This is a genomic window from Flavobacterium sp. UBA7682 (assembly GCF_002482945.1).
Taxonomy (GTDB): Bacteria; Bacteroidota; Bacteroidia; order Flavobacteriales; family Flavobacteriaceae; genus Flavobacterium.
Genome location: NZ_DLGY01000040.1, coordinates 38,122 through 47,534 on the forward strand (window position 1 = coordinate 38,122; position 9,413 = coordinate 47,534).

Below are 9,413 nucleotides of genomic sequence, written 5' to 3' on the forward strand. Positions count from 1 at the left end.
ATAAAATATGTTGATTCAGAAGAATGTTTTAGTAAATAGCAATTTTTGGTCTGTGTTTTTTAACAATAACATATTATATAAGTCAAAAACTGACTATTCTTAATTTTTATCTCTTAAATTCATCATTGGCTTTTCATAAAATCGATATAAAAAATAGCTCAATAGGATGGTAATTAAGATATAGGAACTTAAAAAAGCAATCAAATGAATATTATTATGCCTATCAATAAAAATATATTGTTTCATCAAGAACAAAATCACGCTGTAATGAAGGAGATAAATAGAATAAGAAATCAAACTAATGAAAGTAACCGGTTTTTGGAACAGTACTTTTTCTTCTTTCCATTCCGACAAGAAAGGTAAAAAGCAGGCCACTCCGACTGACATTAAAGGAAGATAAAAAACATTCCAAAACATTGGCGTTACTTCAATTATCCAGCCTAAAAAGCCAATGCCAACAAATAGAAAAAAAAATAAAAGCATTCCTAAAACGAAAAATATCGATTTGCTTTTTTGCCAAAACGAAGTATAATTCAAATAAATCCAACTGCACAAAACACCAATAAAAATGCTGTCCAAGCGATAAATTACAACAGCTTTAAGCGAAAGATTCCATTGGGTTAAAGTCGTATTAAGCGTTGTATTTTGATAAACTACTTTGGCACAAAAAAAAATCAGAATAAGTGTGATGATTGACCGGAAGAAAAAACGTGATTTATTTTTGAACTTAATTAAACTTCCGATAATTAAAAGAAAAAAAGGCAACGTAACATACGCAAACTCTTCCACCGATAAACTCCATGATTCCGGAAAGAAACGCAACATGGTAGTGTTTAGATTTTGAAGGAAAAAGAAGTATTTCCACCAAGACGATGCAACATAACCCACAAAACTGGCAATTGCCAAATTGACCAATAAGATCAAAAAGTAATTAGGCAAAGTTCTAAACCATCTTCGCTTGAGAAAGTAGAAAACGGTTTTGATAGAGAAATCTTCTTTGAGATATAATTGGTACAAAATTTTACCGATGAGAAAACCACTGAGGACAAAGAAAATTTCGACACCAAAGAATCCTGATAAAAGGAGTAATTGATAAAAAAGGTTGTCTTTTTCAGGAATAATCCAAACGCAATGACCAAATAAGACCATCAATATGGCAATAGCTCGCATTAAGTCGAGGCCGAAAACTCTGGAACTTTCTTGTTTAGCTAACATATTTCAGCCTTATTTTTAAAGCACTAAAATAGGCAATATCAATTGGAAGTGCTAAAAAACTTTAGGCAGAAATTTATAAAATATCGCAATGGCTGAACTGAATCCCAAAAAGCACAGAAACAATCCAAAACCCAGCAATTGAAACGCTTCAGCTGATGCTGTTGGAAAATCATTGAACTCTGAAATTACCGCCAAAACCATAAACAAGGAAAACAACGAAATAAGGGTTGCCACTGAAAAACCAACAAACTTATTTTGAAAGAAGACTTGAAGTAAGAGTATTATGAATACGCCAAAAGCAAACGGATTAAAATGATTTCCACCGATAAGATTTTCGAGAAACCAATAAGCACTTAATCCTAAAAGAATCAATTCGGGTAAAACGAGTACATATTTTTTCATCATCAAACTATTTTAAAAACAGATAACGAAAAAAAAATCGAAATTATTACAATAACTTATCAATAATCATTTCTTCGGTGATTCCTTCGGCGTCTGCTTTGTAGTTTTTGATGATTCTGTGGCGAAGAATTCCGGTCGCAACCGCTTTTACATCTTCAATATCGGGAGAGAATTTACCATTAAAAGCTGCATTGGCTTTGGCAGCCAAAATTAAGTTCTGAGAAGCTCTAGGTCCTGCACCCCAATCTAAATAATTGTTGACATATTCAGACGCTAAATTTCCTTTCGGGCGCGTTTTTCCAACCAAAGTTACCGCATATTCAATTACATTATCGGCCACCGGAACGCGACGAATTAGGTGTTGAAAATCGATAATTTCTTGAGCCGAAAACAACGGATTGATGACCGGTTTTTCATCCGAAGTAGTGCTTTTTACGACCTGTACTTCTTCTTGATATGATGGATAATCTAATTTTATGGCAAACATAAAACGGTCTAATTGCGCTTCCGGCAAAGGATAAGTTCCTTCTTGCTCAATTGGATTTTGCGTTGCTAAAACAAAGTAAGGCAAGGCTAATTTATAGTTCTGACCAGCAATCGTCACCGAACGTTCCTGCATCGCTTCTAATAAAGCGGCTTGGGTTTTTGGTGGCGTTCTATTGATCTCATCGGCCAAAATGATATTGGCAAAAATGGGTCCTTTGATAAATTTGAACTGTCTGTTTTCATCCAAAATCTCACTTCCTAAGATATCAGAAGGCATCAAATCGGGAGTGAACTGTATGCGCTTGAAATCTAAGCCTAAAGCTTGTGAGATGGTGTTTACCATTAACGTTTTGGCCAAACCGGGAACACCAACTAACAAGGCGTGACCACCGGAAAATATGCTTAGCAAAATTTGGTCAACCACATCGTCTTGACCTACGATTATCTTAGCAATTTCTTTTTTAAGCTCTAAACGTTTTTGAACTAAATTTTGAATGGCAGCAACATCAGACATGATTATTTAGGATTTTAAGATTAAGTCTCGAAGGTTCGAAATTAGGATTTGAAAGTTCTAAATTACACTTATTTTTTTTGCCAGTTATTAATAAACAAACAATCTTGGTATTCTCCATTAATTTTAACGTAGGTTTCCTTGATTTTTTCCTCAGACCATTTTCCAATGGCTTTGATTTGTTTTTCTTTTAGTGCCAAATCTTTGATTTTGATGTAATCTTTGGAATAATCAGCGGTATGCTCATTAATCCTATTGGTTACGGTAATAATTTTATACTTTTTCCCGGTTCTTGGATCATCATCTAAAATTGGTGACGTGATGGCATTGTCTTTTAAATTAGACACTTCGCTGTATAAACTCGGATCCATTTTAGTCAACTCAAAATGCGTATCTTGTGTTTTTGGATTGATTAACGTTCCGCCATTAGCTCTGGTTTCTTTTTCGTCTGACATGGTTTTGGCCGCTTCGGCAAAAGTGATTTCACCGCTTTCGATTTTATTTTTGATGGTAAGAATTTTTTCTTTAGCGTCTTTCAAAGCTTGGTCAGAAACTTTTGGCATCATTAAAATATGTCTCAACTCAACTTCCTGTCCTTTAATTTTTTCGACCATGATAATATGATAACCATATTCCGTTTCGAATGGTTCTGAAATTTCGCCTTCACCTAAACTAAAAGCCACATCTTTGAATTCTTTTACGAATTGTGTTTTCCTGTTGATTTTATAAAAACCACCTGTTGGCGCAGAGGCTTTGTCATCAGTGTAAATTACGGCTCGGGTTTTAAAACTTGCTCCTGCCAAAACTTCTGCTTTGATTTCTTTTAATCGGTTAATAACTCTTTGTTTTTCTTCTTGAGAAATTTTAGGCGTAATTACAATTTGGGCTACTTCCATTTCAGCACCAAAAACCGGCAACTCATCTTGTGGAATAGACTTAAAGAAATTACGGGTTTCTTCGGGAGTGATTTCAACGCCATCGATGATTTTTTTTCTCATCTCCATGGTCAATTTATTGGTTTTGATGATATCAAATAACTCACTTCTGAAATCTTCTTCATTGTCTTTTTTGAAATAGTCTATCACCTTATCCATTGTGCCCAATTGCTCCACCATGTAACCAATTTGTTCGGCCATTTTTTCCTTAACCTCTTCATCTTTAATCACGATACTATCCTGAATGGCTTGGTGTGCGTATAATTTTTCTTCCAATAACTTGCCCAACATTTGACAACGGGTAATGTCTTTAATAGATTGCCCTTGGCTTGATAATTCTAAAAATGATTTGTCAATATCTGAATCTAAAACAATATAATCACCAACAGTAGCGATGATTCCGTCGACTTTAACCTTTTTTGAGGATTTGGTTGGCTGAACTGTTTTTACAGAATCCTTAATTATTTCTTGAGCATTGGTTGAACCAACTGTAATAATTGTAGCAATAACGGCTACTATGAGTTGGCTATTTATATATTTCATAATCCTTGTTTTTAATGGCATCATCGGTAATCTCTTTTTCAAATTTCTTTATTAATTCTAATTTTCTTTTGTTCAATATAACTTCTTTCAAAGTGGGTTTGATGTATTCAAACGGCGAAATTTGATTCTTATCAATCACATTGGTAATTTTGATTAAATAGACATCTTCGTTTGACTGAATCTCCGCCTTTCTTCCCGGCCGAATGAATTCATCTCGGTTATCCGGATTGATTACCGGTAATTTCGCATAAACCTGACTCATGTCAACCCAAATCGAGTCGTTCAAAGCAAAGCTTTTAAATTGCAAAGCATAGGTGTCCCAAAACTTTTTGTCTTTTTTATTATAATCAAAGAACTTGCTTCTTATGGTGGCAAAACGAGGATTATCTTTAGCCAAATTAACAAACCGCAGTCGAACTAAGGTTCCGTTGGTTTTAAAATTCTCCTTGTTTTCATCGTAGTATTTTTTTAACTCTTGTTGTGTTACTAAAGTATCTACGGTATTTTTAACCACTTCTTCTATATACGCTTTGGTATATAAATCTATTTTGTATTGCTTAATTAAAGCGTTGTATTCTCCTTTTTTCTTTTCGCTTAGGTTTATTTCGGCGGCTTCAATAAGCAATTTTTGACTTGCCCAACGATTGATAAAATCTCTAACCATAAGCACGCTGTCCTCTTTTGAAGTTCCGGCAGGAACTAAAGTAGCGATATCAGATTTATACAAATAACTTTTTCCGACTCTGGCAATGGATTCCGTTTTTTGTTCCGGTTGAAAATAATTACAAGAACAAAACAAAACCATTATTAAGAAAAGGCTATTTCTAATCATTTATGGATTCAACTGTTTTTTTACTTTTTCAAAAACATCTTTATTGACTTTAACCACAAATTCTTGTTTCAAATCATCAACCCATCTTTGCTCCAGATATTGCTGATAATCATTCACTATTTTTCCTCTGCATTCGTCTAAAGTTTTAATTCCTTTTGGCATTACTTTGTCCACTTTGGTAACAAAATAATATTCTCCTTCTTTTTGAATATCTGAAATACCTACTTCAAACTTCGTACTTTTTGGCAAAGCGTCATTTCCTTCTTCAAACACGCCGCTATTGCTCATTACGTTGACTACATTTCCAATATTTAATTTTTCTTTGATTGCCTGTACTTCTGTTCCTTTCTTTAACAAAGCCAATGCTTTTTTAATCTCATCCATTTTAGTAGACGAAAGAATTGTAGCTTCCACTCTGTTTTTCCATTGGTGTTCTGTTTTGTGCTCTTCGTAGAATTTTTGCAAACCAATCGTATCTGTTTTGGCTCTTTCCCAAATTTCTTTTTCCATCAAGTCGAAAAGCAACAAACCATCACGGTATTCTTCCATTACGTTGGCAAATTCTAAAAATTCAACTTCAAGATTTTCATCATAATAAGCCGTCAATTGATTGTCTAAGAATTTCTCATACAAAGCATCAACCAATTTAGCAATAGGTTTAACCGCCAAGCCTGATTTTTGCTGTTTGTCTACAAATTCTAAAAATGCATTACCATCAATTTTTTTATTGTTGATCGTTAACAATGCAGCTGTATAGTCTTTAGTATTCTCCGGTTGCTTCCATTTTGCGTCATAAAAATCATTGGTAACCAATTTCGAAAGAATAGCATATTGCTTATTGTCTCTTTTATGGGTATATTTTTTTCTTAATTTTTCATTTAGAGAAGCAGTTATTTTCTTAGATCGGTCATCTTTACCGATTTTGCCTTCCAACTCAATTTTCATTTCATCCAAGGTACGCACCGGATGCTTTTGGATTAACTTAACGATATGCCATCCGAATTGGGATTGGAATGGTGTCGAAATTTCATTTGGTGTTGACAATGAAAAAGCCACATTTTCAAATTCTTCCGAACTTAGTTGACCTGAGCTGAATTTATTCAAAACGCCACCTTTTGAAGAAGACGATTTATCTTCAGAAAACTGTTTGGCTAAATCCTCAAACTTTTCACCTTGTTGGATTTTTTTGTAAATCTCATTAATGGTATTTTTTGCTTGATCTTGTTCTTCGTCTTCGTCTTCGTCTTCGTCTTCAGATTTTGATTTTGGTTTCAAAACCATGATATGCGCTACCGTAACTTCTCCACGGTTATTTCTAATATCTTCCACTTTAAGGATATGATATCCAAAACGGGTTCTGACAATTTTGGAAACTTTCCCTTTTGGCGTGTTGAAGGCAGCATTCTCAAAAGCATACACCATTCTGAAAGCTGAAAAGTAACCTAAATCACCTTTGTTTTCTTTAGCTGATGGATCTTCAGAATATTGAACAGCTAAAGCACCAAAATTTTCTTCCGCTAGTGCTTTCTTGCTGATGTCTTCTATCTTTTTATAAGCCTTTAAAGTGTCTTCAGGAGATGCATTTTCATCAACTAATATAAGAATATGAGAAGCTCTCACTTCTTTTTGCAAACGATTATAACCTTCTTCAACCAATTCTTGGGTGATTTTAGTATCGTTAAAATAGTTTTTGGCTAATTGAGTTCGGTAAGATTTTAACTCATTTTGGTATTTTGGATTGTCTTGTAATCCTAATTTATAGGCTTTATTGACTTTTAATTTGTAACCAACGAAGAGCTCTAAATACTGGTTTAAATCTTTCTGAGATTCGTCTTTTACTAAATCGAGATTTTTTTTGTAAACCCTTGCAAATTCGTCAGTATAATAAGGCTTATCATTGACCGTAAACAAAACTTCTTTTGAATTATTTTGCCCAAATCCGGCAATTGACATTGAAAAGAACAATCCTAAAAAAAACTGTTTTAAACTCATGCTTTTATAATTTCTATTAAAAACTTTACAATTAAATATTTGTTTTTTTGAACAGCCAAAAGTGCTTTGGTTTATCAAGGTAACAATCAACAAAAGTAACAATTCAAACACATTATACAAGTATCGAGCCTACTATTAACAAAATTTTATTAACAGAACTTTTACCTTATTTTTTATTAAAGAAAACTGAGCCAAAATACATGCCTAAATAATGAGTAAATAATAGTATTTTTGCAGACAATTTATCGAAAATCATGAGTTTTTTAAAAGAAATACAACGCCGCAGAACTTTTGGAATTATTTCGCATCCCGATGCCGGAAAGACTACACTAACAGAGAAGTTACTACTTTTTGGTGGAGCAATTCAAGAAGCCGGAGCGGTGAAGAACAATAAAATAAAAAAAGGAGCCACTTCCGATTTTATGGAGATTGAGCGCCAAAGAGGAATTTCGGTAGCGACTTCGGTTTTGGCTTTTAATTATAAAGACAAAAAAATTAACATTCTCGACACACCTGGTCACAAGGATTTTGCCGAAGATACTTTCAGAACTTTGACTGCTGTTGACAGTGTTATAGTTGTTATTGACGTTGCAAAAGGTGTTGAGGAACAAACCGAAAAATTGGTTGAAGTTTGTAGAATGCGAAAGATTCCAATTATTGTTTTCATCAATAAGTTAGACCGTGAAGGAAAAGACGCTTTCGATTTAATGGATGAAGTCGAACAAAAATTAGGTTTGACTGTTACGCCTTTGAGTTTCCCTATCGGAATGGGTTATGATTTCCAAGGAATTTATAATATTTGGGAACAAAACATCAATCTTTTTAGTGGTGATAGTCGTAAAAACATAGAAGATACGATTGCTTTTTCAGACATTGAAAGTCCGGAATTGGAAAAAATAATTGGTGAAAAACCGGCGGTAAAACTAAGAGAAGAATTGGAATTGATTTCAGAAGTGTATCCGGCTTTTGACAGACAAAGTTATTTAGAGGGTACTTTGCAACCGGTGTTTTTTGGTTCGGCTTTGAATAATTTTGGCGTTAGAGAATTGCTCGATTGTTTTGTTGAAATTGCGCCAACGCCAAGACCAAAAGAATCAGAAACCAGATTGGTGAATCCTGAAGAAGAAAAAATGACCGGTTTCGTGTTCAAAATACACGCCAATATGGATCCGAAACACCGCGATAGATTGGCTTTTGTCAAAATTGTATCGGGCACATTCGAAAGAAACAAACCTTACACGCACGTAAGACTTAATAAAAATTTAAAATTCTCCAGTCCGAATGCATTCTTTGCTGAGAAAAAAGAGATTGTTGACATTTCGTATCCCGGAGACATTGTGGGTTTACACGATACCGGAAATTTCAAAATCGGAGATACTTTAACTGAAGGAGAAGTAATGAGCTTCAAAGGAATTCCGAGTTTTTCTCCGGAGCATTTCAGATACATTAATAACGCCGATCCTTTGAAATCTAAACAATTAGACAAAGGTGTTGACCAATTGATGGATGAAGGTGTAGCGCAGTTATTTACCTTAGAAATGAACAACAGAAAAATTATTGGAACCGTTGGTGCTTTACAGTATGAGGTAATCCAATATCGTTTGGAGCATGAATATGGCGCTAAATGCAGTTATGAGAATTTCCCTGTACACAAAGCTTGTTGGGTAAAACCAACTGATCCTAAGAGTGAAGAATTTAAAGAATTTAAAAGAATCAAGCAAAAATTCTTGGCACATGACAAATATGGTCAATTGGTATTCTTGGCCGATTCAGAATTCACAATACAAATGACACAAAGCAAGTTTCCTAATGTGAAGTTGTATTTTACTTCAGAATTTGACTAGTTCCAAAAAGTTGTACAGTTAAAATTTTAAACCATCCATTTTACTCAAATCATGAATATAATGGATGGTTTTTTATTGAAATTCTATTTAAATTTAAACAGTTCTTCTATTCTTTTTATAGGTGTAAAAAACAAACAAAACACCTACAATTAGCAACAAAATTAACTTTGCATTTATTGGTGCCGGTTGAGGATCACCTCCACCTTCAACACCTCCGTCACCACCACCACCGTCATCACCGTCACCGGGCTGTGCGAAAGCAACAAAATCTGAAGCTAATAAAAAAGCGACTAAATATAATTTTAAAATATTCTTCATAACAATTACTTGATGGTTTTTTAATTTTTTTAAATAAACATTATCTCATTACTTTTTTAGTCACAACCGACCCTTCTTGAGAAGTAATTTGAACCAATAATACTTGATTGGTCTGACCAGCTTTTATAGTGGTTTGTGAAGCATTGATTCCTTTACTTTCTGATAATAATCTACCTCTTATATCAAATACTTTTACATCTGACATTATCACATTACCAGTATTAATTACTAAATCATTAGCTTCATTTTGGTAAACAACTACTTGGTTATCATTAAATATTGGTGTATCAACACCTAAAGACAATTGGTAGACTATCTCAAAACGAGAAGAGAAT

At 33.8% G+C, this 9,413-nt stretch carries 9 protein-coding genes; 1 reads left to right on the forward strand and 8 read right to left on the reverse strand.

The genetic code is table 11. The features are described from left to right. Positions 1–99: 99 nt before the first annotated feature. The 6 genes from B3C16_RS11680 to B3C16_RS11705 form a co-directional block, all read right to left on the reverse strand. Positions 100–1,215 (reverse strand): acyltransferase family protein, encoded by a 1,116-nt coding sequence (locus tag B3C16_RS11680; RefSeq protein ID WP_121311657.1) that lies wholly within the window; start codon positions 1,213–1,215, stop codon positions 100–102. A gap of 51 nt (positions 1,216–1,266) precedes the next feature. Beyond that, positions 1,267–1,620 carry a hypothetical protein gene (locus B3C16_RS11685; RefSeq protein ID WP_291131870.1) on the reverse strand — a complete coding sequence of 118 codons (354 nt, stop codon included), beginning with the start codon at positions 1,618–1,620 and terminating at the stop codon, positions 1,267–1,269. Positions 1,621–1,663: 43 nt separating this feature from the next. Next, on the reverse strand, positions 1,664–2,617 hold the full coding sequence (locus B3C16_RS11690; protein WP_121311659.1) for an AAA family ATPase: 954 nt from the start codon (positions 2,615–2,617) through the stop codon (positions 1,664–1,666). Positions 2,618–2,685: 68 nt separating this feature from the next. Next, positions 2,686–4,113 (reverse strand): peptidylprolyl isomerase, encoded by a 1,428-nt coding sequence (locus B3C16_RS11695; protein ID WP_121311660.1) that lies wholly within the window; start codon positions 4,111–4,113, stop codon positions 2,686–2,688. Then, positions 4,076–4,924: a peptidylprolyl isomerase gene (locus B3C16_RS11700; RefSeq protein WP_121311661.1), complete on the reverse strand. Its 849-nt coding sequence runs from the start codon at positions 4,922–4,924 to the stop codon at positions 4,076–4,078. The genes B3C16_RS11695 and B3C16_RS11700 overlap by 38 nt, the downstream gene beginning before the upstream one ends. Beyond that, positions 4,925–6,916 (reverse strand): peptidylprolyl isomerase, encoded by a 1,992-nt coding sequence (locus B3C16_RS11705; protein WP_291131875.1) that lies wholly within the window; start codon positions 6,914–6,916, stop codon positions 4,925–4,927. It abuts the gene before it with no gap. 254 nt (positions 6,917–7,170) lie between these two features. Between B3C16_RS11705 and B3C16_RS11710 the strand changes: the two genes are divergently transcribed. Next, a complete protein-coding gene (locus B3C16_RS11710) occupies positions 7,171–8,760 on the forward strand; it encodes a peptide chain release factor 3 (RefSeq protein ID WP_291131877.1) in 1,590 nt (529 codons plus the stop codon). Positions 8,761–8,853: 93 nt separating this feature from the next. Here the strand turns inward: B3C16_RS11710 and B3C16_RS11715 are convergent, their stop codons facing one another. After that, on the reverse strand, positions 8,854–9,078 hold the full coding sequence (locus B3C16_RS11715; RefSeq protein ID WP_121311663.1) for a signal peptidase: 225 nt from the start codon (positions 9,076–9,078) through the stop codon (positions 8,854–8,856). Between the two features lie 40 nt (positions 9,079–9,118). Then, positions 9,119–9,413: T9SS sorting signal type C domain-containing protein (locus B3C16_RS11720; RefSeq protein ID WP_291131879.1), on the reverse strand; the 295-nt coding region annotated here is incomplete at its 5' end.

Bases quoted from the DNA above. Each gene is read 5' to 3' on its own strand.
- B3C16_RS11680 (WP_121311657.1), bottom strand. From the start codon at position 1,215: ATGTTAGCTAAACAAGAAAGTTCCAGAGTTTTCGGCCTCGACTTAATG.
- B3C16_RS11685 (WP_291131870.1), bottom strand. From the start codon at position 1,620: ATGATGAAAAAATATGTACTCGTTTTACCCGAATTGATTCTTTTAGGA.
- B3C16_RS11690 (WP_121311659.1), bottom strand. From the start codon at position 2,617: ATGTCTGATGTTGCTGCCATTCAAAATTTAGTTCAAAAACGTTTAGAG.
- B3C16_RS11695 (WP_121311660.1), bottom strand. From the start codon at position 4,113: ATGCCATTAAAAACAAGGATTATGAAATATATAAATAGCCAACTCATA.
- B3C16_RS11700 (WP_121311661.1), bottom strand. From the start codon at position 4,924: ATGATTAGAAATAGCCTTTTCTTAATAATGGTTTTGTTTTGTTCTTGT.
- B3C16_RS11705 (WP_291131875.1), bottom strand. From the start codon at position 6,916: ATGAGTTTAAAACAGTTTTTTTTAGGATTGTTCTTTTCAATGTCAATT.
- B3C16_RS11710 (WP_291131877.1), top strand. From the start codon at position 7,171: ATGAGTTTTTTAAAAGAAATACAACGCCGCAGAACTTTTGGAATTATT.
- B3C16_RS11715 (WP_121311663.1), bottom strand. From the start codon at position 9,078: ATGAAGAATATTTTAAAATTATATTTAGTCGCTTTTTTATTAGCTTCA.